At 71.3% G+C, this 25,086-nt stretch carries 25 protein-coding genes and 1 riboswitch; of the genes, 10 read left to right on the forward strand and 15 right to left on the reverse strand.

Annotation, left to right across the window (positions count from 1 at the left end; genetic code table 11):
* The first annotated feature begins 122 nt into the window (after positions 1-122).
* The 3 genes from M8C13_RS09470 to M8C13_RS09480 all read left to right on the forward strand — a co-directional run bounded on the left by M8C13_RS09470 (position 123) and on the right by M8C13_RS09480 (position 3,400).
* Positions 123-818 carry an ABC transporter ATP-binding protein gene (locus M8C13_RS09470; protein ID WP_252480124.1) on the forward strand — a complete coding sequence of 232 codons (696 nt, stop codon included), beginning with the start codon at positions 123-125 and terminating at the stop codon, positions 816-818.
* Positions 815-3,058 (forward strand): FtsX-like permease family protein, encoded by a 2,244-nt coding sequence (locus M8C13_RS09475; protein ID WP_252480125.1) that lies wholly within the window; start codon positions 815-817, stop codon positions 3,056-3,058. Before M8C13_RS09470 ends, M8C13_RS09475 begins: the two co-directional genes overlap by 4 nt.
* Before the next feature lie 135 nt (positions 3,059-3,193).
* The gene (locus M8C13_RS09480; RefSeq protein ID WP_252480126.1) at positions 3,194-3,400 is read left to right on the forward strand and encodes a hypothetical protein; all 207 of its coding nucleotides are present in this window, start codon (positions 3,194-3,196) and stop codon (positions 3,398-3,400) included.
* 71 nt (positions 3,401-3,471) lie between these two features.
* Here the strand turns inward: M8C13_RS09480 and glyA are convergent, their stop codons facing one another.
* From glyA to M8C13_RS09505, 5 genes are all read right to left on the reverse strand, one after another.
* A complete protein-coding gene (gene glyA / locus M8C13_RS09485; protein ID WP_252480127.1) occupies positions 3,472-4,722 on the reverse strand; it encodes a serine hydroxymethyltransferase in 1,251 nt (416 codons plus the stop codon).
* A 15-nt stretch (positions 4,723-4,737) separates the two neighbouring features.
* Entirely contained in the window at positions 4,738-5,109 is a 372-nt protein-coding gene (gcvH, locus tag M8C13_RS09490) for a glycine cleavage system protein GcvH (RefSeq protein ID WP_252480128.1), read from the reverse strand.
* A gap of 34 nt (positions 5,110-5,143) precedes the next feature.
* A complete protein-coding gene (gcvT, locus tag M8C13_RS09495; protein WP_252480129.1) occupies positions 5,144-6,250 on the reverse strand; it encodes a glycine cleavage system aminomethyltransferase GcvT in 1,107 nt (368 codons plus the stop codon).
* A gap of 148 nt (positions 6,251-6,398) precedes the next feature.
* Positions 6,399-6,498: riboswitch (glycine riboswitch) on the reverse strand.
* 53 nt (positions 6,499-6,551) lie between these two features.
* The gene (locus M8C13_RS09500; protein WP_252480130.1) at positions 6,552-7,727 is read right to left on the reverse strand and encodes a cell wall metabolism sensor histidine kinase WalK; all 1,176 of its coding nucleotides are present in this window, start codon (positions 7,725-7,727) and stop codon (positions 6,552-6,554) included.
* Positions 7,708-8,361, reverse strand: a complete 654-nt coding sequence (locus M8C13_RS09505; protein WP_252480131.1) for a response regulator transcription factor — start codon at positions 8,359-8,361, stop codon at positions 7,708-7,710. Before M8C13_RS09505 ends, M8C13_RS09500 begins: the two co-directional genes overlap by 20 nt.
* A 130-nt stretch (positions 8,362-8,491) precedes the next feature.
* On the opposite strand from M8C13_RS09505, the gene M8C13_RS09510 reads away from it, so the two are divergent.
* From M8C13_RS09510 to M8C13_RS09525, 4 genes are read left to right on the forward strand one after another with little or no spacing between them, the layout of a single operon-like run.
* The gene (locus M8C13_RS09510; RefSeq protein WP_252480132.1) at positions 8,492-9,028 is read left to right on the forward strand and encodes a hypothetical protein; all 537 of its coding nucleotides are present in this window, start codon (positions 8,492-8,494) and stop codon (positions 9,026-9,028) included.
* Positions 9,025-10,116, forward strand: a complete 1,092-nt coding sequence (locus tag M8C13_RS09515) for a peptidoglycan-binding protein (protein WP_252480133.1) — start codon at positions 9,025-9,027, stop codon at positions 10,114-10,116. Before M8C13_RS09510 ends, M8C13_RS09515 begins: the two co-directional genes overlap by 4 nt.
* Positions 10,113-10,796: an ABC transporter ATP-binding protein gene (locus M8C13_RS09520; RefSeq protein ID WP_252480134.1), complete on the forward strand. Its 684-nt coding sequence runs from the start codon at positions 10,113-10,115 to the stop codon at positions 10,794-10,796. Before M8C13_RS09515 ends, M8C13_RS09520 begins: the two co-directional genes overlap by 4 nt.
* Positions 10,793-12,022: an ABC transporter permease gene (locus tag M8C13_RS09525; protein ID WP_252480135.1), complete on the forward strand. Its 1,230-nt coding sequence runs from the start codon at positions 10,793-10,795 to the stop codon at positions 12,020-12,022. The genes M8C13_RS09520 and M8C13_RS09525 overlap by 4 nt, the downstream gene beginning before the upstream one ends.
* 71 nt (positions 12,023-12,093) lie before the next feature.
* Here the strand turns inward: M8C13_RS09525 and M8C13_RS09530 are convergent, their stop codons facing one another.
* Positions 12,094-12,759 carry a C39 family peptidase gene (locus M8C13_RS09530; protein ID WP_252480136.1) on the reverse strand — a complete coding sequence of 222 codons (666 nt, stop codon included), beginning with the start codon at positions 12,757-12,759 and terminating at the stop codon, positions 12,094-12,096.
* 135 nt (positions 12,760-12,894) lie between these two features.
* Between M8C13_RS09530 and M8C13_RS09535 the strand changes: the two genes are divergently transcribed.
* Entirely contained in the window at positions 12,895-13,872 is a 978-nt protein-coding gene (locus M8C13_RS09535; RefSeq protein WP_252480137.1) for a helix-turn-helix transcriptional regulator, read from the forward strand.
* A gap of 6 nt (positions 13,873-13,878) precedes the next feature.
* Here M8C13_RS09535 and M8C13_RS09540 read toward each other — a convergent pair whose 3' ends face one another.
* From M8C13_RS09540 to M8C13_RS09550, 3 genes are all read right to left on the reverse strand, one after another.
* Positions 13,879-15,000: a glycoside hydrolase domain-containing protein gene (locus tag M8C13_RS09540; protein WP_252480212.1), complete on the reverse strand. Its 1,122-nt coding sequence runs from the start codon at positions 14,998-15,000 to the stop codon at positions 13,879-13,881.
* An 832-nt stretch (positions 15,001-15,832) separates the two neighbouring features.
* Positions 15,833-17,665 (reverse strand): substrate-binding domain-containing protein, encoded by a 1,833-nt coding sequence (locus tag M8C13_RS09545; RefSeq protein WP_252480138.1) that lies wholly within the window; start codon positions 17,663-17,665, stop codon positions 15,833-15,835.
* An 82-nt stretch (positions 17,666-17,747) separates the two neighbouring features.
* Positions 17,748-18,410, reverse strand: a complete 663-nt coding sequence (locus tag M8C13_RS09550) for a hypothetical protein (protein WP_252480139.1) — start codon at positions 18,408-18,410, stop codon at positions 17,748-17,750.
* Between the two features lie 110 nt (positions 18,411-18,520).
* On the opposite strand from M8C13_RS09550, the gene M8C13_RS09555 reads away from it, so the two are divergent.
* Both M8C13_RS09555 and M8C13_RS09560 read left to right on the forward strand, forming a co-directional pair.
* Positions 18,521-19,237, forward strand: coding sequence for a TIGR02206 family membrane protein (locus M8C13_RS09555; RefSeq protein WP_252480140.1), 717 nt, complete (start codon positions 18,521-18,523; stop codon positions 19,235-19,237).
* A 167-nt stretch (positions 19,238-19,404) separates the two neighbouring features.
* Positions 19,405-19,581, forward strand: coding sequence for a DUF3073 domain-containing protein (locus M8C13_RS09560; protein ID WP_252480141.1), 177 nt, complete (start codon positions 19,405-19,407; stop codon positions 19,579-19,581).
* An 82-nt stretch (positions 19,582-19,663) separates the two neighbouring features.
* On the opposite strand, the gene M8C13_RS09565 is transcribed toward M8C13_RS09560, so the two are convergent.
* The 6 genes from M8C13_RS09565 to M8C13_RS09590 all read right to left on the reverse strand — a co-directional run bounded on the left by M8C13_RS09565 (position 19,664) and on the right by M8C13_RS09590 (position 25,026).
* Positions 19,664-19,918 carry an acyl carrier protein gene (locus M8C13_RS09565; RefSeq protein WP_252480142.1) on the reverse strand — a complete coding sequence of 85 codons (255 nt, stop codon included), beginning with the start codon at positions 19,916-19,918 and terminating at the stop codon, positions 19,664-19,666.
* Positions 19,915-20,985 carry an HAD-IIIC family phosphatase gene (locus M8C13_RS09570; RefSeq protein WP_252480143.1) on the reverse strand — a complete coding sequence of 357 codons (1,071 nt, stop codon included), beginning with the start codon at positions 20,983-20,985 and terminating at the stop codon, positions 19,915-19,917. Before M8C13_RS09570 ends, M8C13_RS09565 begins: the two co-directional genes overlap by 4 nt.
* On the reverse strand, positions 20,986-21,450 hold the full coding sequence (locus M8C13_RS09575) for a GNAT family N-acetyltransferase (protein WP_252480144.1): 465 nt from the start codon (positions 21,448-21,450) through the stop codon (positions 20,986-20,988).
* Positions 21,447-22,619 (reverse strand): bis-aminopropyl spermidine synthase family protein, encoded by a 1,173-nt coding sequence (locus M8C13_RS09580; RefSeq protein WP_252480145.1) that lies wholly within the window; start codon positions 22,617-22,619, stop codon positions 21,447-21,449. Before M8C13_RS09580 ends, M8C13_RS09575 begins: the two co-directional genes overlap by 4 nt.
* 86 nt (positions 22,620-22,705) lie before the next feature.
* The gene (locus tag M8C13_RS09585) at positions 22,706-24,226 is read right to left on the reverse strand and encodes a PstS family phosphate ABC transporter substrate-binding protein (protein WP_252480146.1); all 1,521 of its coding nucleotides are present in this window, start codon (positions 24,224-24,226) and stop codon (positions 22,706-22,708) included.
* A gap of 140 nt (positions 24,227-24,366) precedes the next feature.
* Positions 24,367-25,026, reverse strand: a complete 660-nt coding sequence (locus M8C13_RS09590) for a hypothetical protein (protein WP_252480147.1) — start codon at positions 25,024-25,026, stop codon at positions 24,367-24,369.
* Positions 25,027-25,086 lie beyond the last annotated feature (60 nt).

Consider the following 25,086-nt stretch of genomic DNA (forward strand, 5'->3'; position numbering starts at 1 on the left):
GGCCACCCCGCCCCTCGGCCGATCGGCTGAGGACGGCAGCCCACGCCTGACCCGCTGGCCGAAGTCACCACGGCCGCACTCGGACAGTCTCGTTCCTCGTCAGGACTAACGAGGAGGACAACGTGACGGTTCCGGGTTTCGGTGCGCAGCCGGTGCTCACCGGCCATCACCTCATCAAGCGCTACGGGCAGACGCACGCCCTGGCCGGGGTGGACATCTCGATCGCCCCCGGCGAGGTGGTCGCGATCATCGGACCGTCCGGGTCGGGCAAGTCGACCCTGCTGCACGTGCTGGCCGGCATCCTGCCCGCCGACGACGGTGTGGTGATGCTGGACGGCAAGCGGATCGACCAGTTCGGCGAGACCGAGCGCAGCAAGCTGCGTCGCTCCGCCTTCGGCTTCGTCTTCCAGGCCGGGATGCTGGTGGGGGAGCTGACCGCGGAGGAGAACGCGGCGCTGCCCATGCTGCTCGCGGGCGCGCCCAAGGACCAGGCGCTGAGCGCGGCCAGGGAGTGGCTGACCCGGCTGGGCCTGGCCGGGATGGAGGGCCGCCGGCCCGGTGAGCTCTCCGGCGGGCAGGCGCAGCGGGTGGCCATCGCCCGCGCGCTGGCGCACCGGCCACGGGTGATCTTCGCCGACGAGCCGACCGGCGCGCTGGACTCGCGCACCTCGGACGAGACCATCGGCGCGCTGCTGGCCGCGGCCAAGGACTCCGGCGCCGCGGTGGTCATCGTCACGCACGACCCGACCGTGGCCGCCCGCGCCGAGCGCGTGGTGGAGATCCGGGACGGGCTGATCGCCAGGCGGGTCGCCGCGTGAATCCGTTCCAGCTCGCCCTGCGGGTCTTCCGCGCGGACAAGCGCAGCCTCGTCTCCGCGGTGTGCACCCTGCTCGGCGTCGCCATCGCGGTGACCCTGGTGTCCTGGCTGGCCGCCGTGCCCGGCGCGCTGGACGCCAGGGCCGCGCACGAGGCGTGGCGCTCGCCCGGCCCGACCGAGAGCGCCGAAGCCGCCACCGTCCTGGTCAAGAGCAGCGAGGACCGGGTGCGGGACAAGACCATCGTCCGGGTCGACGTCGCCGCGCTCACCCCGAACGCCCCGGCCGCGCCCGGCCTGCTCCGGGTCCCGCAGCCGGGCGAGGTGCTGCTGTCCCCGGCACTGGCCGCGCTGGCCAGGGACCTGCCAGCGGACCACCTGGCCAAACGCTTCCAGGGCAAGGTGGTCGCCGAACTGGGCGACCAGGCGCTGGTCTACCCCGGCGAGCTGGTCGCGGTGGTCGGGCACAGCCAGCAGGCCCTGGCCGAGTACGACGCCTACCCCGCGGCCGGCCTGGTCCCGACCCACGATCCCCAGCCCGAGTTCATCCTGCTGCTGCTCTCCCAGGTCGGCCTGGTCGTGCTGGTGGTGCCCAGCCTGGTGCTGATCGCCTCCTCGGCCCGGCTCACCGCGGCCCGCCGGGAACGCCGCCTGGCCGCGCTCCGGCTGGCCGGGGCGACCCCCGGTCAGGTGGTCGCGATCACGGTGGCGGAGATCGCCATCGCCACCGTGCTGGGCACCCTGCTCGGCCTGCTGCTCGGCCCGCTGGCCAGGGGACTGACCACGCAGCTGCCGTGGAACGGCGGCACCTGGTTCGCCGCCGACCTGGAACCCAGCTGGCTGCTCAGCCTCGGCATCGCCGTGGGCACCCCGCTGCTGGTGGTCGGCGCGGCCGTGTTCGGCCTGCGCCGGGTGCTCACCCAGCCACTGGGCGCGGCCCAGCAGCACGGCCGCAAGGCGCCCAGCGCGTGGCGGCTGCTCATCCTGGTGGGCGCGGGCGTGGCCTTCGCCGGCGGCATCAGCGTCGCCAGCGCCACCGGCGGCACCTCGGTGCTGATCGGCGCGCTGGCCGCGATCGCGCTGGCCGCCTCGGTGGTCGGCCCGTGGATGACCTCGGTGGTCGGCCGGATCTTCACCAAGCTCTGGCGCCGCCCGTCCACCCTGCTGGCCGGCCGCCGCCTGCGCGATGACCCCAAGGCCGCCTACCGGGCCGCCTCCGGCGTGGTGCTCGCGGTGTTCACCGGCTGCCTGGCGCTGACCGTGCTGCCCTCCCTGGAGAGCAAGGTGGACCAGCGGGTCTGGGGCCCGTGGAAGGAGGGCGTGCTCTACACCACGGTCTCCGCCGAGGAGGCGCCCACCGCCGCCGAACGGCTGCGGGCAGAGCTGGCCAAGCGCGGGGTGAACAGCCCGGTCGGCGTGGCCGCGCAGGGCAACCTGCGGGACAGCGCGGACAACCACGTCGGCCGCGCGATCGTGCTCAGCTGCGCGGACGCCACCCGGCTGATGTGGCTGGAGATCGGCCAGTGCGGCGGCCAGCCCGGCGTCCGGATCGGCAAGGGCGCGAAGCTGCCCCCCGGCCCGCTGCAGTTCGCCTCCTACAGCAGCAAGGGCGACTCGCGCACCCCGCTGCCCGCACGCCCCGTGGTGCACCAGATGGCCGGGCCCACCACCAAGGCCGACCTGACCATGTTGATCGACCCCGAGGTGATCCCCAGCGGCGCCCAGCTCAACGGCTACACCCTGACCGTGCAGACCAGCCCGGCCAACGCGGAGCTGGTGCGCACCCTGCTGATCGAGCAGGTGCCCGGCGGCCGGGTCGGCTCGCTGGAGGCCCAGCAGGGCCGCGACGGCATGCAGGTCGCGGACATGCGCCGGATCGCGATGATCGGCCTGATCATCGCCGGCCTGCTCGGCGGCATCAGCGCCGCCATCACCGCCGCGGGCGCGGTGGTCGACCGCAGGCGCACGCTGGCCGCGCTGATCGCCGCGGGCACCCCGGTGCGGGTGCTGGCCAGGGCGCTGCGCACGGAGGCGGCGCTGCCGTCACTGGTGGCGACACTGGGCGCGGGCATCGCCGGACTCGTGGTCGGCGCGGGGCTGATGACCATCGCCAGCGCTCCGCTGACGCTCAACCTGTGGCTGCTCACGCCACTGGTGGTCGGCTTCGGCGTCGCGGTGGTGGCGGCCTCGGCCTGCGGCCCGCTCCTGCGCCGGATCTCTCCTCAGGCTTACGCCGAGGAGTGAGGCCTCGGCCGTTCGGCCAGTCCGCCGACTGGCCGAACGGTCGGGGTCGGTATGGCTTAACGGCCGATCCGGAACCGGGGTCTACCAGCGCAAACTGGTTGCAGACACAGAGAGCGCGAAGTGAAGGAGACCACGATGCTGGAGATGGTGCTGACCTGGACGGGCGCGGTGCTGAGCCTGCTGGTGCTGCTGCTGATGATCCTCCCGGCCGTGGTCGACGGCCAGGGCGAGCCGAGGGCGGTGCGGGTCGCTCGCACCGAGCGGATCAAGGCCACCCGCGCGGCCCGCGCGGCGCACAAGACCCACCGCCCGGTGCGCCACGCCGGCCCGATCGCCGCCTGAGCCAAGACTTTCCCCACTATCCACAAAGGACCCCGCGCCCACCGAGGGCACGGGGTCCTTCGCTGTTCAGCTCAGAGGTTCGGGTACAGCGGGTGCTTGGCGGCCAGGTCGGCCACCCGCCCGCGCAGCGCGGCCGCGTCGAAGTCCGGGGTGAGCGCCTTGGCGATCACGTCCGAGACCTCGGCGAAGTCCGCGTCGGTGAAGCCGCGGGTGGCCAGCGCCGGGGTGCCGATGCGCAGGCCCGAGGTGACCATCGGCGGGCGCGGGTCGAACGGGACCGCGTTCCGGTTGACCGTGATGCCGACCTCGTGCAGCCGGGCCTCGGCCTGCTTGCCGTCCAGCTCGTGCTGGCGCAGGTCGGCCAGCACCAGGTGCACGTCGGTGCCGCCGGTCAGCACGTTGACCCCGCCACCGGCCTTGACCAGCGTCTCGGCCAGGATCTTGGCCCCGGACAGGGTGCGCCGCTGCCGGTCCGCGAACTCCTCGGTCGCGGCGATCTTGAACGCCACCGCCTTGGCCGCGATCACGTGCTCCAGCGGCCCGCCCTGCTGACCGGGGAACACCGCGGAGTCGATCTTCTTGGCGAACTCCTGGGTGCACAGGATGGTGCCGCCGCGCGGGCCGCCCAGGGTCTTGTGCGTGGTGGTGGTCACCACGTGCGCGTGCGGCACCGGGTTGGGGTGCAGCCCGGCCGCGACCAGCCCGGCGAAGTGCGCCATGTCCACCATCAGGTAGGCGCCCACCTCGTCGGCGATCCGGCGGAACTCGGCGAAGTCCAGCTGCCGCGGGTAGGCCGACCAGCCGGCCAGGATCAGCTTCGGCTGGTGCTCCTTGGCCAGCCGCTCGACCTCGGCCATGTCGATCAGGCCGGTGTCCTCGCGCACCTGGTAGGCGGCCACGTCGTAGAGCTTGCCGGAGAAGTTGATCCGCATGCCGTGGGTGAGGTGGCCGCCGTGCGCCAGCTCAAGGCCGAGGATCTTGTCGCCGGGGGTGAGCAGCGCGTGCATCACCGCGGCGTTGGCCTGCGCGCCGGAGTGCGGCTGCACGTTGGCGTGCTCGGCGCCGAAGAGGTCCTTGACCCGCTGGATGGCCAGCCGCTCGGAGACGTCGACGTGCTCGCAGCCGCCGTAGTAGCGCTTGCCGGGGTAGCCCTCGGCGTACTTGTTGGTCAGCACCGAGCCCTGCGCCTCGAGCACGCCCACCGGGGCGAAGTTCTCCGAGGCGATCATCTCCAGGGTGGACTGCTGGCGGCGTAGCTCGGCGCCCAGGACCTCGGCGATCTCCGGGTCGATCTGCGCGAGCGGAGTGTCCAATGTGGACATGATCGGGTCTCCCTTTCAGCCTGCGGTCAGCTCGTCGTAGGCATCCGGCGTGAGCAGCTCCCCGTCCGAACCCGCGCGGTTGATCTTGATCAGCCACCCGGCTCCGAACGGGTCGGAGTTCAGCAATGCCGGATCCTCGGCCACCGCCTGGTTGACCTCGGTCACCGTTCCCGTGACCGGGGCCAGCAGGTCGCTGACCGATTTCGTCGACTCGATCTCACCGCACGACTCTCCGGCGCTGACCACCGCCCCCACCTCGGGCAGCTGGACGAACACCACGTCGCCGAGCGCTTCGGCGGCGTAGGCGGTGATGCCCACGGTGGCCACCTCGCCCTCGGTGATCCACTCGTGGTCCTTGGTGTAGCTCAGTTCACGGGGCACAGACACAGCGGTATTGCCTTTCGCGGGGAAGTTTCGCAGGTCAGCGGGAGCGCTTGTAGAACGGGACGGCGACCACTTCGGCCGGTTCGGCGTTGCCGCGCACGTCCACGACCACCTCGGTCCCGGCGGCGGCGTGCGCGTGGTCGAGATAGGCGAGCGCGATCGGGTGACCGAGGGTGGGGGAGGGCGCGCCGCTGGTGACCTCGCCCACCACGGTGCCGTCGGCGAGCTTGACCAGCTGCCCGGCCCGCGGGCTGCGGCGGCTCTTGCCGGCCAGCCCGACCAGCGCGCGGGTGGTGTGCGTGCGGGCCTCCAGCGCCGAGCGGCCGACGAAGTCGCCGAGCTTGTCGAAGCGCACCACCCGGCCCAGCCCGGCGTCGAACGGGGTCACCCCGACGTGCAGCTCGTTGCCGTAGAGCGGCATGCCGGCTTCCAGCCGCAGGGTGTCCCGGCAGGCCAGCCCGGCGGGCTTGAGGCCCAGCGGCTCGCCGGTCTCGGCGATCCGCTGCCACACCGCACCGGCCAGTTCGGCGGCCACGTAGACCTCGAAGCCGTCCTCGCCGGTGTAGCCGGTGCGGGCCAGGAACACGTCATGCCCGGCGATCACCGCGGGGCGTCCGGCGTAGTACTTCAGGTCGGTGAGGTCCTGCCCGGTGACCGCGGTGACGATCTCCGCCGACGCCGGGCCCTGCACCGCGATCAGCGCGGTCTCCGCGGACCGGTCCACGACCTCGGCGGCCAAGCCGTGCGCCCGCTCGCCGAGCAGCGCCCGTACCAGCACCGCGTTGGACGCGTTGGCCACCACCAGGAACTTCCGCTCGGCCTGCCGGTAGACCACCAGGTCGTCCAGCACGCCACCGTTGGTGTGGCAGAGCATGGTGTACCGCGCCCGGCCGACCGCCAGCGAGCCGATCGCGCCGACCAGCGCGTAGTCCAGCACCCGCCCGGCCTCGGGACCGGTGACCTCGATCTCGCCCATGTGGCTGAGGTCGAACAACCCGGCGGCCTCCCGGACCACCTTGTGCTCGGCCAGCTCGCTGCCGTAGCGCAGCGGCATCGACCAGCCGGCGAAGTCGGTGAACTGGGCGCCCAGCGCGACGTGCTGGGCGTGCAGGGGGCTGCGGCGGGACGCGCCGAGTCCGGTCACGGGAGGCTCCTGTGGTCGAGGCGTCCACGGGCATGCGGACGCCGCTGGCGAGCCTCCCCGCTCTGTCATGGGACCTGAGAGCTTCCCCGCGCGAACACGGGTTGCACCGTGGGTGAGGTGGGCGAACCCACCTGCTTTCCAGAGTCGCCTCGCTCGAACGGTGACGTTGCCTGAGAGTTTCCGGGGAGAGGTTGCTCCTTCGGCGTCCCGTGCGTGCTGCGTGCCGGGATCTCTCCCGCCCGAGCTCAAACGGCCGATATGCGGTTGTGCCGCGAACCTTCCGGGACAGTCGAGGGGTCTGTCAACCCCTGGGCAGCTCGACCTTGACCCGCAGCCCGCCATCCGGCCGCCGGTGGGCCCGCACCGTGCCGCCGTGCGCGCGGGTGATCGAGTCCACGATGGACAGGCCCAGTCCGGCGCCTTCGCCCTTGTCGGTGCGGCCCTCGCCGCGCCGGAACGGCTCGAACAGCCGCGGGATCTGCTTGGCTGGCACCTTGGGGCCGGTGTTGGACACGGTGAGCCCGCCGAAGGCGTCGGTGCGCACCCACACCGTGCCGCCCTCGGCCAGGTTGTGCCGGATCGCGTTGGCGACCAGGTTGGCCACCAGCTGGGTGAGCAGCACCCGGTCCCCGGAGACGGTCGCCTCGGTGAGCCGCACCTGGAGCTCCACCTGCCTGCGCTCGGCCTCGGCCCGGTACTGCTCGACCGCCTCGCCGACCACCGCGTGCAGCTCCACCTCGGCGCGTTTGGCCAGGCCGCGGTCGCTGCGGGCGAGCACCAGCAGCCCGTCGATGAGCCGCTCGATCCGCCGGTTCGCGGTGAGCAGCTGCTCCCTGATCTCGGCCGCCTTCTCCGGGCTGGGGTTGCCGGCCAGCCCGATCTGCACCGCGGCCCGCTGCACCGCCAGCGGCGTGCGCAGCTCGTGCGAGGCGTTGGCCACGAACCGGCGCTGGCTGTCGAAGGAGGACTCCAGCCGGTCCAGCATCCGGTCGAAGGTCTCGGCCAGCTCGGTCAGCTCATCCGGCGGGCCCTTGATCGCCAGTCGCTCGTGCAGGTTGGTCGAGGACAGCCGCTGCGCGGTGGCGGTGATGGTGTGCAGCGGCCGCAGCACCCGGCCGGAGAGCCACCAGCCCGCGGCCACCGACACCGCGGCCACCCCGACCAGGGACAGGATGGACACCAGCAGCAGGGTGTCCAGCGTGGTGGCCTCCACCGCCCTGGTCACCTCGACCGCGGGCACGAAGCCCAGCGTGCCGTCCGGGTTGTACCCGCGGACCGCGACCGAGGACGGCACGGTGTCCATCGGCATGGCGCGGCCCATCGTGGTCGCCAGCCGGAACGAGAGCTGGTCGCGCACCAGCAGGTAGATCACGGTGAGCAGCACCGCGCCGCTGCCCAGGAACAGCGCGCCGTAGAGCGCGGTCAGCTTGACCCGGACGGTCAGCCGGGCCGGGCGCTCAGATGCGGTAGCCGGCACCGGGCACCGTCTCGATCACCGGCGGCTCGCCGAGCTTGGCGCGCAGCTTGGACATGGCCACCCGCACCGCGTTGGTGAACGGGTCCGCGTGCTCGTCCCAGGCCAGCTCCAGCAACCGCTCCGAGCTGACCACCGCGCCCTGGGCGCGCAGCAGCACCGAGAGCACCGCGAACTCCTTGGGGGACAGGTCGATCCGCCGCCCGTCCCGGCTGACCAGGCGGTTGGCCGGGTCCAGCCGGACGCCGTTGCGGCTGAGCACCGGCGGCAGCGCGGGCTGGCTGCGCCGCCCCAGCGCCTGCACCCTGGCCAGCAGCTCCGGGTACTCGAACGGTTTGGTCAGGTAGTCGTCCGCGCCGAGCTGAAGACCGTCCACCTTGTCCTCCAGCGAGCCGGCCGCGGTGAGCATCAGCACCTTGGTCCGGCTGCCCCTGGTGGCCAGCTCGGCGCACACGTCGTCGCCGTGCCGTCCCGGCAGGTCGCGGTCGAGCACCAGCACGTCGTAGTCGTGCACGGCCAGCCGTTCCTGCGCGGACAGGCCGTCGAAGACCACGTCCACCGCCATCGCCTCGGCGCGCAGCCCGGAGGCCACCAGCTCGGCCAGCACGACCTCGTCCTCGGCCACCAGAACCCGCATGCCACCGAGTATGCGCGGGCCGGGGGTTTCCGGAATGTTTCCGTCGGCGGAGAGCCTCCGGAAACACCCGTCCGCGTAGACCTGGCCCCACAACGCCGGGCCAACCGGTCCGACGCGGTGAGGAGGAACGATGAACACGCTGACCCGGCTGGGCCTGGGTGTCACCGCGCTGGTGACCGCCTTCACCCTGAGCGCCTGTGGTGGCGAGGACAAGGCCGACGGCCCGGCCAGCCTGAACGGCGGCAACAAGGGCACCGAGCAGAAGGCCGGCGCGGACGACGTGCCCAAGGACCCCAAGGCGGCGATGCTCAAGTTCGCCGCGTGCATGCGGGAGAACGGCGTCGACTTCCCCGACCCGGACCCCAACTCCGGTGGCATGGCGCGGGCGATCCCGATGGAGGGCGACCACTCCAAGATGGACAAGGCCAACGAGGCCTGCAAGAAGTACCTGCCCAAGAGCGACTTCGACCCCAACGACCCGAAGGAGAAGGACAAGCGGGCCAAGATGAACCAGTGCCTGCGGGAGAAGGGCATCGACATCAAGGAGGCCGAGGGCGGCAACGGGGCCACCATCAACCTGGGCGATGACAAGGAGAAAGCCGAGAAGGCGATGAAGGAATGCGGCATGGGCAACGCGGGCATGGCCGGGGCGGAGCCGGTGAAATGACCGAACCGCGACGCCTGCGCCGCCGCTGGCCGTACGTGGTGCTCACCGCGGCCACCGTCACCGCGGTCGGGGTGACCGGGGTGCTGGTGCTGGGGCACAACGAGGACGCCAAGGCGGACAAGGGGAACCAGCAGCCGCAGAGCAAGACCAGCAAGATCGTCCGGACCACCTTGCAGGAGCACGAGGAGCTCTCCGGCAAGCTCGGCTACAGCGGCAAGTTCGACGTCACCGCGCACGGCGGCGGCGGAGTGGTCACCTGGCTGCCCAAGCCCGGCGACCAGCTCGGCCGGGGCGATGCCGTGTACCAGGTGAACGACAAGCCGGTGCCGCTGTTGTTCGGGGACAAGCCGTTCTGGCGCAAGCTGGAGTCCGGGATGGACAAGGGCTCCGACGTCCGGCAGCTGGAGCAGAACCTGCGCGCGCTGGGCTACACCGGGTTCACCGTGGACGAGAAGTTCGACGCCAAGACCGCGGCCGCGGTGAAGAAGTGGCAGAAGAAGCTCGGCCTTGAGCAGACCGGCTCGGTGGACCCGGCCGCGGTGGTGCTCCAGCCCGGCGCCTTCCGAGTGTCCACTGTGGACGCAGCGCTGGGCACGCCCGCCCAGGGCAAGGTGCTGGCCGGCACCGGCACCACCCGCACGGTCAGCGTGGAGGTGCCGGTGGAGAAGCAGTCCCTGGCCAAGGAGGGCGCCGAGGTGGAGGTGACCCTGCCCGGCGGCAAGTCCACCAAGGGCAAGGTGACCTCGGTCGGCACGGTGGCGGAGAAGTCCGCCGAGGAGAGCGGCCCCAGCGCGGGCAAGACCGTGGTCAAGGCCGAGGTGGAGCTGACCGAGCCGGAGGCCGCGGGCAAGCTGGACGCCGCGCCGGTGCGGGTCGGTTTCACCAGCCGCCGCAAGGAGAACGTGCTCACCGTGCCGGTCGGCGCGTTGCTCGCGCTGTCCGAGGGCGGCTACGCGGTGGAGGTCGTGCAGGCCGACGGCAGCGGCAAACTGGTCGCGGTCGAGCTGGGCATGTTCGCCAAGGGCAAGGTAGAGGTGAGCGGGTCCGGTCTCAGCGAGGGCGCCACGGTGAAAGTGGCTGGGCTATGACTCCGGTGATCGAGCTTTCCGCGGTGTCCAAGGAGTACGCGGGTGGCGTGCACGCCCTGCGCGGGGCCAGCCTGCGGATCGACTCCGGCGAGCTGCTCGCCGTGGTCGGCCCGTCCGGCTCCGGCAAGTCGACCATGCTCCAGCTGATGGGCACCCTGGACCACCCGACCTCGGGCACCGTGCGGCTGCTGGGCCATGAGGTGCGGTCGCTGTCGGACCGGCAGCTCTCCGCGGTGCGGGCGCACTGGATCGGGTTCGTCTTCCAGCAGTTCTTCCTGACCCCGTACCTGTCCGCGACGCAGAACGTGGCCACCGGGCTGCTCTACCACGGGGTGCCCAGGGCCGAGCGGATCGCGCGGTCGGTGCACGCGCTGGAGCGGGTTGGCCTCGGCCACCGGGTTGAGCACAAACCGGCCGAGCTCTCCGGCGGCGAGCGGCAGCGGGTGGCCATCGCCAGGGCGCTGGTCGGCAAACCGGCCATCGTGCTGGCCGATGAGCCGACCGGCGCGCTGGACTCGGCCTCCGGGCGCGGTGTGCTGGAGCTGCTGCACGAGCTGCACGAGGACGGCACCACGATCGCGGTGATCACCCACGACATGGAGATCGCCCGCTCGCTGCCGCGCAGGGTGGAGCTGCTCGACGGTGTGGTGCGGCACGACAGCGGGCTGGTGGCGGCATGATCAGACAGAGGTCCACGCCGCCGGGCAGCCTGCCGAGGCTGCCGCGCTCGGCCCGGATCAGCGTGTTCGACCTGGTGCGGGCCGGGCTCACCGGGGTCTTCGGCCGCCCGGCGCGGGCCATCCTGTCCGCGCTGGGTATCGCGATCGGGGTGGCGGCCATGGTGTCCGTGCTGGGCATCTCCGCCTCCAGCCAGGCCGAGTTGCAGGCCAAGCTGGAGTCCTTGGGCACCAACCTGTTGCGGGTCGGCGCGGGGCAGACCATGTTCGGCGAGTCGGCCAAGCTGCCGGAGGACGCCTCGGCCATGGTGCGCCGGATCGGCTCGGTGCAGAAGGCCTCCTCGGTGGCCGCGCTCAGCGGGGTCAAGGTGCTGCGCAGCGACAAGGAGGACCCGCAGAACACCGGCGGGCTCAGCGTGGAGGCGGTCGAGCAGAACCTGCTCGACACCCTCGGCGGCAAGATCAAGGCAGGCGCCTGGTTCAACGCGGCCACCGCGAAGTACCCGGGTGTGGTGCTGGGCAGCGTCGCGGCGCAGCGGCTGGCCGTGACCCAGCCCGGCGAGCAGGTCTTCCTGGGCGGCAAGTGGTTCACCGTGCTGGGCATCCTGGAACCGATGCCGCTGGCCGAGGAGCTGGACCGCTCGGCCATGGTGAGCTGGGAGGTGGCCAAGGGCCAGCTCGGCTTCGACGGTCACCCGACCACGGTCTACGAGCGCTCGCTGGAGTCCACTGTGGACAAGGTGCGCGAGGTGCTGCCGGGCACGGTGAACCCGAAGAACCCGGAGGAGGTCAAGGTCAGCCGCCCCTCCGACGCGCTGGCCGCGCAGATCCAGGCCAAGGCCACCTTCACCACGCTGTTCCTCGGGCTGGGCGCGGTCGCCCTGCTCGTGGGCGGGGTGGGGGTGGCGAACACGATGGTGATCTCCGTGCTGGAACGGCGGTCCGAGATCGGTCTGCGGCGCTCGCTCGGGGCGGGCCGCGGGCAGGTGCGGGCGCAGTTCCTCACCGAGGCGGTGCTGCTGTCCGGGCTCGGCGGGGTGTTCGGGGTCCTGCTGGGACTGGGCGTCAGCATCGGTTACGCGATGAGCAACGACTGGCCGGTGGCGCTTCCGCTGGAGGCGATCGCCGGCGGCGTCGGGGCCTCGGTGCTCATCGGCACCCTGGCGGGGTGGTTCCCCGCCGGGCGTGCGGCCAAGCTGTCGCCGACGGTAGCCCTCGCGTCAGCCTGAACCGCACACCCGGACCGGGTGCCTCTCCCACGGGGAATCAGGGGAGGGGCACCCGGTCCTTTTGGCGTTCCTCAGGCGGCGTAACCCTTGCCGCCGATCCAGGTGCCCATGTTCCAGGTGCTGACCCAGTAGGCGCGGGGCACGTTCGCCCAGCCACCGCCGCCCGCGCCTTCACCGGCGGGGTCGGCCACGAGCACGGTGTTGCCGTGGTCCTTGTAGCCCACGATCGCGACGTAGTGGTAGATGGTGCCGCCCGGGTAGCCCGGCGGGCGCCAGCCGCTGATCACGTTGGCCACCAGCGGGTAGCCGTTGTCCAGGTTGAGCAGCACGTCCCGCTTCAGCAGGTCCCGCTGGGCGGTGCTGGGCGGGTCGGCCATGTTCTTGGCCGCGAACCACTGGGTGTTCGCGAACCGGTTGAGCGCGTTGCGGACCAGGCCGATGTGGTCGGTGCCGCCGGTGTGCGTGCCCATGTAGTTGGCCAGGGTCTGCTGGCTGGGCGGGCTGACCCTGGTGCTCAGCGCGATCCAGGTCGAGCCGGGGCCGCACCAATAGCCGGTCTGCTGTCGTTGCCAGGTGTAGTTGAGGACTCGGCTTTCCGCTTGCACACCCAGCTCGTGTGCGGCGATGGCCGTGGCCTTGTCCGGTGACGGGGTCTCCGTGGCGCTTGCCAGCCCGGCGCTGCCCATCAGCAGGGCGACGGTGCTGACCAGCACCATCGTGATGAGTCGTCGAGTCATGCTCGCTCCATCCTTGCCAGTTGCCGTAGTGGAAGTTTCACTGGAAGGGGACTCTTTTGGCTTTCTTATTCACGTATATCTGAAAAGCGCAGGTCGAGTTAGCTTTCCCGGTGTTCGGGGGAAGTGAGATGGCGCATGCTTCGAATACATTTCACGCCGGAGGACCTGGGGCGGACCCGGGTGGCCAACGCGCCCGACCCGCTCTGGGAGTCCATGCTGAGCCTGCACCGGCTGCGGGCCAGGGACGGCGCCCTGGTCTTCGGCCAGTGGCGGGCCAGGGTGCGCGGCGGCCTGGCCACCGCCGAGGTCCGCCCTGAGCTGCGCATGCTGCTGCCGCTGGTGCCCCAGCGCGGCTACTTCCCGGACTTCCTCACCCCGGCCGACGCCCGCGCGGGCTGGCAGGCCGGCATCGACGCGCTGCTGCACACCCCGGCCGCCCGGCTGCGGGCCGAGCTGGAGCTGCTGGCCGGGCGGCAGCACCTGCCGTCCTGGGCGGCCGGGCTGGCCGAGGGCGACCCGGACCTGCTGCGCAGGCTGGCCACCGCGCTGACCGCCTACTACGAGCTGGCGGTGGCCCCGTTCAGCGGCGCGTTGCAGGCCCAGCTGGACGCCGACCGCGCGCTGCGCGCCCGCTCCCTGCTCGACGGCGGGGCGGAGGGCCTGCTGGAGAGCCTGCGGCCGATGATGCGCTGGCAGAACCCGGTGCTGGAGGTGGACTACCCGACCGAGCAGGAGCTGCGCCTGGACGGCCGCGGGCTGCTGCTGGTGCCCTCGTTCTTCTGCTGGCGGCACCCGATCAGCCTGCTCGACCCGACCCAGCCGCCGGTGCTGGTCTACCCGGTGGAGAAGGACCCGGCCTGGTTCGGTGGCACGGCCGAGGCGGCGGCCCCCGCGGTGGCCGCGCTGCTGGGCGGGACCAGGGCCGCGGTGCTGGCCACGGTCGGCGTCGGCTGCACCACGGGCGAGCTGGCCCGCCGCCTCCGGATCTCCCCGGCCTCGGCGAGCCAGCACACCACCGTGTTGCGCAACGCGGGCCTGATCACCAGCCGCCGCAACGGCCCGGTGGTGCTGCACACCCAGACCCCGCTGGGCGCCAGGCTGCTGCGGCCCTGACCGCGCTCACCAGGTGCGGTCGACGAAGTTGCTGTCGATGTAGATCTCCCACCCGTAGTGCGACTCCGGGTGGCCACCGGTGTACTGCTTGATCCGCCTGCGCGGCCACAGGTCCCCGCGCACGTACCGGCTGTCCACGTTGGCCGCGCCGTCCCAGTGCGCCATCCAGATGTGGTCCGGCAGCGGGAAACCGGGTGCGTTGGCCATGGCCTGGATGCCGGTGGCCGCGCTGCTGTACACCCCGGTGCGGAAACCGTGCTGGTGCACCCGGATGATCCAGTTCCGCAGGTAGGTCAGCACCGCGTCCCGGCACGGCCCGTCCTCGGGGTTGAAGCTCTCCATGTCGGCGTAGATGGTGCTGCCGTTGCCGATCCCCAGATGCCGGGCCTGTTGCGCGGCGTCGTTGCCGTCCGCCCATCCCTCGTGGCCCGCGAGATCCGGATTGATCTTGTTGCGGAACCCGGTGCACGGGGCCTGCAACCCCACGTAGACCGGCAGCAGCCGCCAGCCCCTGCTGACCTGCCGGTGCACCCAGCCCCAGTTCAGGTGCCGCTGCCCGCACGCCTTGCTGATCCCGCCGATGTAGATGCCGACCGCGCGGTAGGGCGAGTACCGCAACCAGGTGTCCATGCCCTCGTTCGGCGGCGCGGAACAGGTGTCGAACCCGTGCCCGGTGAAGTCACCCGGCTGCTCAACCCAGGCGGCGGTCCGCGGTGCCGCCGTGGTGACCGACCTGGGGGCCATCGCCACCGCATCACCGGTGATCCGGGCCGAGTCCAGCACCGCCCTGATGCCCGCGGCCGAGTTGCCATAGCTGGCCGTCACCAGCACCCCGGCGGCCGGGACCTGCATCGTGATCTCATGCCCCGTCGGCGCCGGCAGCGCGGCCCGCGCCGACCCGGCGGCCGCGGTCACCGTGTCCGGCCGGATCACCCCGTCCTCCAGGGGTTCCACCAGCAGCGCCTCGGTCCGGCCCACGGCTCTGGACGGGCACCGCTGCCGATCACCCTGCTTGCCCAGGTAGACCACGTTCTGGTCGAACCGCACACACCGCGTCGGCGCGCCGTCGAGCTCGACCACCTCCCACGAAGCCGGGACCGCCACCCGGTAGCCCCGGTACTCCACCATCTTCAACGGTTCAGCCGATGCGTCCGAAATGGACACTCCAGTGGTCAGTCCTAATAGGACGACCAGACCGCGGATCGCGTGTGCTGACAGGGACCCTAGCGGCATGATGCCTCCCGGATGCGCTGCGCCCGACGAGCAGCGTGACACCGGGGCCGCGGCCTCGCCGGATCGCGTCGCGCTTTCCACCCCGAAGGGTGAGCTGTTGAGGACCCAGCGACGGGCTGGCTTTTCAAAACTTGTCCGAAGTCTTGAGGTTCCCCATGCCCGTCAACCTGGAGAGATCACACCGCATCCCAGCGAGCAGACGCTCACAGCAACCGCCGCCAAGGCCACGCCACGTGACGGCGGCTGCTCGCTGGGATGTGGTTTGATTTCGGAAGGTTGACGGGCATGGGGAACCTCAAGACCCGCTTGCGTCTTGGCCTTTGACTTTGACTTTCCCCCCCATGCTTTGATCTCTGCCCGTCCGGCGAGGACGCTCTTGATCTTCGCTCTTGGTTTTAACCCCGAAGATCAAAAGAATGTCCTCGCCGGACGGGCAGACCCCCGGAGGGGTTTGACAAGTCAAGAGCCGGGATGAGCAGGTTGCGGGGCGGGGTTTGTGTTGCCGGGGCCGGTTCCAGCGTGCTCGCGGTCCTCTCGTCTTCTCCGCACAGCCTTCCGACAGCGAACCACATCCCCACCAGCGGCCGCCGTCACGTTTCGTGGCACCGGCGGCGGTTGCTGTGAGCGTCCGCTGGCGGGGATGCGGTTAGCAGTCTCCAGGCCGTACGGAGAAGACGAGAGGCCCACTTTGTGGGTTTTCACCCCAAGACCCAAGCCTCACCCGTCGCTAGAAGTTCGACAGCACCTGGGCCAGCACCTTCTCCAGCGACCTTGGATCCTGCGAGTCGTAAGCCTTCGCCCGTGACGCCCGCGCGATCTGCTCCAGCACCCGCAAATCGCTGCTTTGCCCATACGCGATCGGGAAAACCCGCACCGACCGCTCCGGGCTGTGCTGCCGCAGGTCCGCCACCAGGCTCTCCAGGTTCTCGTCTTCTGGATACCGGTTAGCGCCGTCGCTCAGCAGCACCACCGCGTTGATCCGCTTTGGGTCCAGGTTCTGCCGCAACTCCTTCTGCACCTGGCGGATCGTCGCGTACAGCGCCGTGTCTCCTTGTGCGGTCAGCTTGTCCACCTGGGTCCGGTACCTCGGCAGCACCGCCGACACCGGGCCGGGTTCCACCAGCACCCGCCAGGGCGTGGACTCCGAGGCGCCCGGGGAGCTGAAGGTCCACAAGCCCAGTCTGTCGTCCGGGGCCAGGTTGTCCAGGGCCGCGCCGCTGGCCGCTGCCTTGGCTCCGTCCAGGCGGGTGGGGCCGCCGGGGATGGCGGGTTCGGCCATGGAGCCGGAGACGTCGATGACCATCAGGACGTTGGCGCGTTTGCGGTGTTCGCGCCAGGCTTCGGGGAGTTTGGCGAGCACCGGGCCGGATGGGGTGCGGATGAGTTTGAGCTCGCGGTCGGGCAGGATTCCTTTCTCCTTGCGGAGTTCCGGGCCTGCCTTGCCTTCGGTGTCGCGGAAGCCGATGGCGGTGAAGCGGTCCTGTTTGCCTGCCAGGAAAGCCTGGAAGTCCTTGGCGATCTCCTTGCGCACGGGGTCGGCGTCCGGCCAGTCGAGCACCAGGTACGGGTTGTCCGACATCAGGGTGCCGTCGTTGGGGTAGACCGCGACCAGGGGGACCTTGGGCGGGGTTGGCTTGCCCTCGGTGCGGCCCTCGGGCTGGCCCCGGTTGAAGTCGACGATGGACTTCTCCTCCACCGTCACCGCGCTGATGTAGTCCAGGCCGCTCTCGTTGCGCCCCCGGCCCGCCTCGTACAGGTTCTGCAGGAAGGTCAGCGTGGTCTCGCCGTAGTGCACGACGCTGTTCTCCACGCCCCGGACGTAGTTCACCGCCTTGGCATCGGCCAGGTCGGCCTCGGTCAGGTCGTCCGAGCGGCCGGTGCCGGCGAAGAAGGTGGCGACCGTGGCGTGCAGGCCCGAGGTGGACAGGTTCGGGTTGGTCTTGCCCAGGCGGAAGGCGCCCCACTCCGGGTGGCCGTACTTGGCCCAGCCCTCCGGGTTCTGCGCCAGCTCCAGCAGGGTGCGCCAGCCGATCGGCTGCTCCGGCCAGCCCAGCGCCTTGGCCATCGGCTCCGGCATGCCGACCACCAGTGGGGTCTTGGCCAGGCTTACCGCGTCCCGGTCGGCGGTCAGGGAGACGCCGGTCGGCTTGTCCTGGCAGCGCAGGTGGCGTTGCTGGGCGATCTTGAGCCAGGTGGTGGCCGCCGGGGTCCAGGCGTCCGGGCGGGCCTCACCCATCTGCTGGGCGTGCCAGCCGCAGGCCATCGCGTCCACCGAGCCGCCGCTGCCCAGCGCGGAGGACTTGACCGTCCTGGCCGCCGCGCACCTGTCCCGCACCGGCCGCCGGGCCGCGCCGTACTCCTTGGCCAGCTCGCTCATCAGGTCGCCCTTCTCCGGCGACACCACCACCAGGATCTCCACCCGCTCCCCGGCGCACTGCGCGGGCGCGGGCGGCTCGCCGGGGGTCAGGCCGGGCAGCAGCACCGCCAGCAGCAGCACCGCGCCGAGCACGGCCAGCCCGATGAACGGCCACCGCAGCCTGCGCAGCCCGTCTCCCGCCATGGGACCCCCTCGCGACAACTCACCGGACACCTATCGTCGTCGCGCGGGCACGGTCAGTGGTTACGCCGAACCCACAAAAGGGTCACGGGCCTGCCGGTGGCTCCGGTGGCGGCGCGGGGGCCTGCGGCTGCGGGGCGGAGTCCAGCAGGCGCAGCGCGATCGCGGCGAGCAGCTGCTGCCGCTCGCGCTCGTCGGTGAGCTGGGCGGCCATCTCCACCGCGCGCATGGTGTTCACCGTCCGCACCACCTCGGCGTTCAACAGGTCGAACATCCGGGCCGCGCGCTCCCTGGTGGAGCGGGCCTCGCTCAGGTACAGGGCGGCGACCGCCTCGCAGACCACCCCGCTCACCGTGCCCAGCCACGCGGTGTCCCCGCCCTGGAACACCAGCAGCGCCACCGAGGCCAGGATCACCATGAACCCGAGCCCGGCCGCGGCCACCGCCAGCCGGAAGCTCAGCCAGCCCTCCGTGCGCGCGGTCTCGTGGTAGTCGGCGTAGAGCTGCAACTGCCGGGCGGTGAAGTCCGCCTCCGGCCGCCGCGGCCCGCCTTCGGGCTCCGGCTCGCCCGGCGGCGCGGGTTCCCCGCGCAGCCCGGCCGCCACGCCCTCGGCCAGCTCCCGCACCGGTGAACCGCCCCGCTGCCGCGCGCGCAGCTGGTGCCGCAGCACCGACACGCTCGGCAGCAGCGCGCCGGCCACGCCGACCACGAAGAACACCAGCCCGGCCACCACGACCCAGTTGTCCACGGCCGGTGACCGTACGCGCACGCACCGCGACAACCCCGGCGAACCGGACAGGTTGGGCCGAACAGGTGCGTTCCGGCCCCTGGCCGAACCAGTCCGGCTAACCTCGGCCCGTGACGCTGCTGGCCGGGGAGTTCGCCCCCTACGGCGCCTCGCACTGGGGTGCGATCGCGGTCTTCGCCGCCGGCGCTGCCGTGCTGATCCTGCTCGGCCGCGGGCTGGACACCGAGGAGTCCCGGCTCCGGTTCAGCCGGGCGCTGGCGCTGGTCCTGCTCGTCCTGCACCTGCCGATGCAGCTGTACGTGCTGCTGCCGGAGCAGTTCGGCCTCGGCCACTCGCTGCCGCTTCAGCTCTCCGACCTGGCCTGGATCGCCGCGGTGGTCGCGCTGTGGACGCACGCCCGCTGGGCGCTGGCGCTGACCTACTACTGGAACCTCACCCTGACCGTGCAGGCGCTGGCCACCCCGGCGCTGCGCGGCGCCGACTTCCCCGACTTCGGCTTCCTGATGTTCTTCAGCCAGCACATCCTGGAGGTGTGGGCCGCGGTCTTCCTGATCTGGGGCCTGCGGCTGCGCCCCGACTGGTCGGGCTACCGGCTCACGCTGCTGGTGACGGCGGTGTGGGCGATAGTGATGTCCGTCGTGAACCCGCTCATCGGGGCGAACTACGGATTCCTCAGCGAGAAGCCGCCAGCAGGCTCGCTGCTGGACCTGATGGGCGGCTGGCCGTGGTACCTGTTCATCGGATACGCGCTGCTCAGCGGGGCTTGGGCACTGATGACCTGGCCATGGGCCGTGATCACCGCAAGATCGTCCCGGCCGGTCGGCTGAGGCATAAGCGCACCGTTTTACCACCCCGCCACGCGACATGATCGCGGGGTATGTGTGCTTGCTCCGCTCTGCGCACCAGGTATGCTGCGGCCAGGACAAATACTGAGACGAGCGGGGCCCGTCGGCGCAGTCCGACCGCCCTGCCCCGGGTACGAGGGGGTCGAGCCATGGGGCGCGGCCGAGCTAAGGCCAAGCAGGCGAAGGTCGCTCGCGAGATCAAGTACAGCTCGCCGACCACCGACCTCGAGGCCCTTCAGCGAGAGCTGTCCGGAACATCGAGCGGCGGCCGTCAGGTCGACGACCGATTCGACAACAGCGACGATCGTTACCAAGACAGGTACTGAGACCGTCCAGCTCACCGGGCCCCGTGCTGGTGCCCGGCGTGTACCTAGTGATGCCCGAGTCCCGCCGATGACACCGCCTGTGTCATCGGCGGGTTCTCGTGCCGACGAAGGCGGCCAGGCTGGCGATGGACTCCAGCGAGTCAAGGTTCATGTCCTCATCCGCCACATCCACGCCGAACCGGTCCCGGATCGCGCTGAGCAGCTTCAGCCCGGCCAGCGAGGTCAGGCCGATCTCCGGGGCGAACAGCGGGGTGTCCGCTGGCAGCGCGTCAACCGTCGCGCGGTCCAGCTCGACGGCCTCGGCCAGCAGGCCGCGGATCTCCGCCTCGACCGTCATGGGTCCACCTTCTCCAGTTCGAGGTACTCGGGGTAGTCCGGCAACGGGCCCTGGTCCAGCCTGCGGCCCAGGATCGCCAGGCCCTCGGGCTGCGGACCGGTGACGCGCAGCCCGCACTGGCGGAACAGCACCCGGAGCTCGACGTTGGCCCCGGTCGGCCGCACCGGCACGTGCAGCTCAAGTGCGCCCTCAGTCAGCGCGCGGTCCATCACCCAGCGCAGGAACGCGGGCGCGACACCCCGCCCCGCCACCCGGCAGGACAACGCGAGCAGCCGCACCCGCCACGCCACTGCCGCGCTCGACTCGGCTGCCGTGCCCTTCTCGATCACCGCGGCACCGATCAGCCCATAGCCGCCGAACCGGTCAGAAAGTTCCGCCACCGGCAAGAACCACCCATCCGGGTCAGTCAGCCGGGCCAGCACGTCCTGCACCGGCGGCACATCGCCGGTGGTGTTCATCCGATGTGTGCGCCGGGCCAGCTCCACCAGCCGCGGCACATCCGCCTCGGTGGCCGCGCGCAGCGTGAGCCGCATCCCGCACCAGCGCAGGAACTCCGCCCGCGACCCGGTGAACGCGGTCTCCGCGTCCTTGCGCCGGGCCTCCTCGCGGTAGCGCCGGACCCGGCCGCGCGCCTCCGGGGTCAGCGCAGAGGGGTCCAGCTCGGGGGAGTCCAGCAGCCCGGCGGCCTGCTCGGGGGCGAGCACCAGCACCTCGGGCAGCGCCGCGGCGACCTCGGCCCGCTCGAACGGGTTGTCATCAACGAAGGCCAGCGCGGCCAGCCCGATGCCCAGCTCGGCGCTGATCCGGCGCAGCGCCACGCTCTTGTCCTGCCAGTCCGCCTGCGGCGCGACGAACCGCTCGGCCAGCGGCTCGTCGGCCAGCAGCAGCGCCAGGATGGACGGGTCGGTGCGGCTGGCGATGCTGCTCAGCACCCCGCGCGCGGCCAGCTCGTCGATCAGCGCCAGCACCTCGGCGCGCGGCGCCAGCAGGGTCTCGGTGGTCTGCTCGACGGCGATCCCGTCCCACAGCGTGCCGTCGAGGTCCCACACCACGCACTTGACGCTCATCTACCGCTTCCGCCGGTCGAGCTTCATGGTCAGGTGCGCGGCCTCGAACCCGAACTGCTTGTACAGCACCCGCATCGGCAGGTTGCCGGCGAAGACCTTGCCCACCACCTCGGTGACGCCGTGGGAGTCGACGTAGTCCAGCCCCGCCCGCAACAACTGCTCGCCGACCTGGGTGCGCTCCGGGATCTCGGCGACCGCCAGCGAGCGGAAGTTGGCGTAGCGCTGCCCGCTCATCGGGTTGGTGTTGACGGTGATCCACAGCCACCCGGCCGCGGGCTCCTCACCCCGGCAGGCCACGAACATGCCCTCGGCGGACTTGGCCATCGCCTTGGCCATCCGGCGCTCCTGCACGTCCAGGTCGTCGATCGCGTCGTCCTGGAAGGAGATCCGGGCGATCTCCGCCTCGAACTCGGCCAGCCTGCGCAGGTCGGACTCGACCGCCGGCCGCACCTGGAAGTCGGTCACGATTCCTCTCCGATGAGCTGGAGCGGCCGGAACGGTCCCTTGCCGCAGTTCGGGCAGCCCGCGGCGCGCAGGTCGGCCACCGAGTTCCACTCCGCGCCCGCGCCGACCGGGAACTTCGCCCCGCAGTTGCCGCACTCGTACTCGCGCAGCCTGCTCCGCTTCTCCCTGGTGTACAGCGGCCCCTGGTACGCGCCCGGCACCGAGGAGGCGGTGGCCTCGGTGGTCAGCAGGTGCTGGAAGAAACCGGTGCCGCCGAGGATGCCGCTGCCCTGGTACTCGTTGAAGTTGCGGATCAGGCTGTGCGTCACCAGGTTCAGCCCGATGATCTCCTGCTGCACCGCCAGCATCTCCTCCGGCCCCTTGGCCCCGAAGGAGAAGAAGACGCTCTGCGCCGGCCCCGGCTTGAGCCCCTCGACCGCCCTGGACAGGAACAGCCGCGCGCCCTCCGCGGTGTAGGGCGGGTCGGTCATGGCCGCGTCGAACTGGCCGACCAGTCGCGGCGGCAGCGGCTCGCGCAGGTCGTGCTTGGCGAGGTCGACCCGGAAGTCCATGGTGGAGGCGGTGTCGGCGATGAAGTCGAGCACCTCGTCGGAGATGTCGGCCACCGCCAGCCTGGACACCAGCGGCACGCCCAGCGCCTGCTCGACCACGGCGATCGCGATGGACACCTGGTCGTCATCGCCCACCAGCAGCACCGAGGACCCCGGCAGCACCCCGGCCCTGATCAGCGCCAGCACCCGGCGGACCTTGGTCTCCGCGGTGCAGTGCGACTGGTCCAGCGCCAGGTCCGCCCCCGGCCCCGCCGCGGAGATCCGCCGCAGCTGCTCGACGGCCTCCTGCAACGCCCGGGGGATCGGGATCTCCAGCCCGCCGCACCGGGAGCAGTCGGTGTCCAGGTCCAGCCCGAGCCCGAGGTGCGCGATCAGCTCCAGCCCGCTGTCGGTCAGCCGGGACGGCCGCTGCTCACCCAGCAACCCGTGCCTGCGCAGCTCGTTGCCCACCGCCGCCACGATCGGCACCGGCAACCCGGTGTGCCTGCTGACATCTCTGGTGGAGGCGGGTCCGATCTGCCGGAACGCGCGGACCACGGCCCGCACCCCCGCAGGTCCTTCCTGAAGCCGGACCGCCTCCGCGATCTCGGCCAGCACCTCGTTGCCCTGCGTGCTCACAATGGGTCGCCACCCGCGCTGATCTGCATGATTGGCCGAGTATAACGAAGATCTGCTGGCCAGGATCGAGCGTGACACAGCCCCGCTCAGCGGGGGTTGCGGCACAGTTCCAGGACCGAGGTCTCGGTCTTGGCGCAGGGGAGGTAGCTGGCCGCGCGGAGCTTTTCCCGGGCCGAGTCGGTGGCCAGGTGGCGGATGAGGTTGCCGAGGATGGAGGCCGGGGCCGGGGTGCCGTTGGTGTAGAGGTACTCGACGGTCCAGAACGGGTAGCTGCTGTCCTGGTTCGGGTCGATGTGCTCGTAGATCGGCTCCTTGCCGGCCAGGCGGACCCGGACCAGCTTCGGGTACCTGGCGCGGTCGGCGGCGGTCTGGGCCTCGGCGTAGCCGATGGCGCCGGAGACCGCGTTCACCCGGTCCAGCAGTTCGCTGGTGCGGGCGCGTTCGCAGCGGGTCCACGGCACGCCAGGGTTGCGGTCGTTGGTCTCGCAAAATTGCGAGGTCAGGCTGGGGGAGAGGCGGTCCTCCGGGAAGCCGAGCACGTACTTCTCGAAGGTGGTGCGGCTGCCGGAGGAGCCGGTGCGGCTGACGATCCGGATCGGCAGGTTCACCCCCGGCCGCACCTGGCTCCAGTTTGTGTACTCGCCGGCGTAGATCTTGCGCAGCTGTTCCAGGCTCAGGTCGGTGATGCCCTGTTTGGACACCTCCTCGTTGACCACCACGCTGAACACGATGGCCGCCAACGGTTTTGGCTTCAGCTCCGGCGCGACGTCCCCGGCGTGCCCGTCGGAGACGGTGGCCAGCGACTCGGTCGCCCCGGCCGCCTGGAGCTGTTGCAGGCCCTCCAGGCTGCTGTTCGGCTCGACCTTGATCTCGGTGCCCGCGCAGCCTGCCAGGTGCGCCTTGGTGATCTCCTCGGCGATCGGCGCGAACGCGGTGGAGCCGACCAGTCGCAGCTGTCCCGCGCCGCCGCAGTTGTCCGGCGCGGACCTGGTCGAGACGATCAGCACCACCAGCACCACCGGGGTCAGCGCCCCGGCCAGCCAGCGCAGCACCCGCTGCCGGGTGATCCGCCGCTGCGCCGCCTCGTCCTGGATCAGCCCGCCGTAGAGCTGGCCCCGGCTCTGCCGCACGCCCTTGTCGGTGCCGGAGAGCAGCACCGCGAACTTGAACCGCTCCCGCCGGTTGAGGTGCACCTTGGGCAGGGTCACCTCGTTGCCGGAGTGCTCCAGCTCGGTGTTGAACCGCTCCTTGATGTCATCGGAGGCCTCGGAGACCTTGACCGCCCGCACCTCGCGCGGCCCGAAGGTGAACCGCAGCCGGTTGACGTAGTCGGACTCGGCCACGTCGGTGCTGCCGGAGTTGCGGATGGCCAGGATCACCATGGACGGGTTGTCCACCTTGCGGCCGCGGAAGAAGTGCTCCAGCTCGCCGAACTCGCCCGGCAGACTCAGGTTCAGCCCGGAGTCGAACACCACCCGCCAGGCCAGTCGGTTGCGTTCGAACAGGTACCGGTCCACCACCAGCCAGACCACCACCACGGCCAGCCCGGCGACCAGCACCCACAGCCCGGTCTCACTGGTGAGCGCACCCCCCAGCAGATCCAGCATCCCCAGCACCGTGCCGAAAAACCCACCCATACCCGGACGTTGTCACTCGTTCGGGTGGCCCGGGCCCGGGGTTACGCAAGCGGGATGGCTTCGCTACCTGGATGGCCGGTTACTGAACGGGGGTGGAACTCCGGTGTGGATCAGGCGCCGGCAAGGGTGCTCGCCAGCAACGGGCCGATCCGGCGCACCTCCGCGGGCACCGCCTTGTTCGAGAGTCCGCGAACCAGCGACACGACCGCCAGATCTCCCTTGCCCACCACCAGCAGACAGCCAATGCCGAGGAACGCCGGATCCGCCTTGCCGCACACGACGTACTGCGCGTCCACTCCGGCCAGCGCGGGCAGGGCCAGTTCGCCGGTGACCCGGTAGGTGGTGCCTGCGTAGTGGAACTTGCCACAGGCCACTTGCTCGCGTGCGTCGGCGACCGCCTCGGCGGCCCGGCCGTCGCGGTAGTGCGTGACGGTCTGCTCCAGCCCGGTCAGGTCACCGCCCTCCACGTCGACCGGGCTCCAGCCGATCAGGCTCGCGTCGTCGACGCGCAGATCGGACGGGCTGGGTTCGCAGGAGCGGACCAGGCCCTTCTTGAGGTTCTCCGCCTCGACGAAGCCTCGGTAGTCGGCACTGAGCTTGTAGCCCGACCGGGTCATGATCTCCTCGGTGGGCAGGGCGCGGCGCAGGCGGGGGGACAGGGACTCGGCGGTGCTGGTGGCGGGCGCGGTGTTGGCGGGCGCCGGGGCTGGGAGCTGGGTGCCGCAGGCTGCGGTGAGCAGCACGAGGACGAGCGCGAGCAGATATCGCATGGAAAAAAGACCCCCCTGGTCTGAATGTGCGCACGGTAGGGGAGCCCGGGATGGGGTGGC

The sequence above is a fragment of the Crossiella sp. SN42 genome (genome assembly GCF_023897065.1).
In the GTDB taxonomy this organism is placed as follows: Bacteria; Actinomycetota; Actinomycetes; order Mycobacteriales; family Pseudonocardiaceae; genus Crossiella.

Coding starts and splice junctions, on each gene's coding strand:
- M8C13_RS09540 (WP_252480212.1), bottom strand. CDS start 15,000: ATGGTGGAGTACCGGGGCTACCGGGTGGCGGTCCCGGCTTCGTGGGAG.
- M8C13_RS09515 (WP_252480133.1), top strand. CDS start 9,025: ATGACCGAACCGCGACGCCTGCGCCGCCGCTGGCCGTACGTGGTGCTC.
- glyA (WP_252480127.1), bottom strand. CDS start 4,722: ATGTCCACATTGGACACTCCGCTCGCGCAGATCGACCCGGAGATCGCC.
- M8C13_RS09535 (WP_252480137.1), top strand. CDS start 12,895: ATGCTTCGAATACATTTCACGCCGGAGGACCTGGGGCGGACCCGGGTG.
- M8C13_RS09570 (WP_252480143.1), bottom strand. CDS start 20,985: ATGAGCGTCAAGTGCGTGGTGTGGGACCTCGACGGCACGCTGTGGGAC.
- M8C13_RS09585 (WP_252480146.1), bottom strand. CDS start 24,226: ATGCTGGATCTGCTGGGGGGTGCGCTCACCAGTGAGACCGGGCTGTGG.
- M8C13_RS09560 (WP_252480141.1), top strand. CDS start 19,405: ATGGGGCGCGGCCGAGCTAAGGCCAAGCAGGCGAAGGTCGCTCGCGAG.
- M8C13_RS09530 (WP_252480136.1), bottom strand. CDS start 12,759: ATGACTCGACGACTCATCACGATGGTGCTGGTCAGCACCGTCGCCCTG.
- M8C13_RS09505 (WP_252480131.1), bottom strand. CDS start 8,361: ATGCGGGTTCTGGTGGCCGAGGACGAGGTCGTGCTGGCCGAGCTGGTG.
- M8C13_RS09590 (WP_252480147.1), bottom strand. CDS start 25,026: ATGCGATATCTGCTCGCGCTCGTCCTCGTGCTGCTCACCGCAGCCTGC.
- M8C13_RS09510 (WP_252480132.1), top strand. CDS start 8,492: ATGAACACGCTGACCCGGCTGGGCCTGGGTGTCACCGCGCTGGTGACC.
- M8C13_RS09480 (WP_252480126.1), top strand. CDS start 3,194: ATGCTGGAGATGGTGCTGACCTGGACGGGCGCGGTGCTGAGCCTGCTG.
- M8C13_RS09565 (WP_252480142.1), bottom strand. CDS start 19,918: ATGACGGTCGAGGCGGAGATCCGCGGCCTGCTGGCCGAGGCCGTCGAG.
- M8C13_RS09525 (WP_252480135.1), top strand. CDS start 10,793: ATGATCAGACAGAGGTCCACGCCGCCGGGCAGCCTGCCGAGGCTGCCG.
- M8C13_RS09520 (WP_252480134.1), top strand. CDS start 10,113: ATGACTCCGGTGATCGAGCTTTCCGCGGTGTCCAAGGAGTACGCGGGT.
- M8C13_RS09545 (WP_252480138.1), bottom strand. CDS start 17,665: ATGGCGGGAGACGGGCTGCGCAGGCTGCGGTGGCCGTTCATCGGGCTG.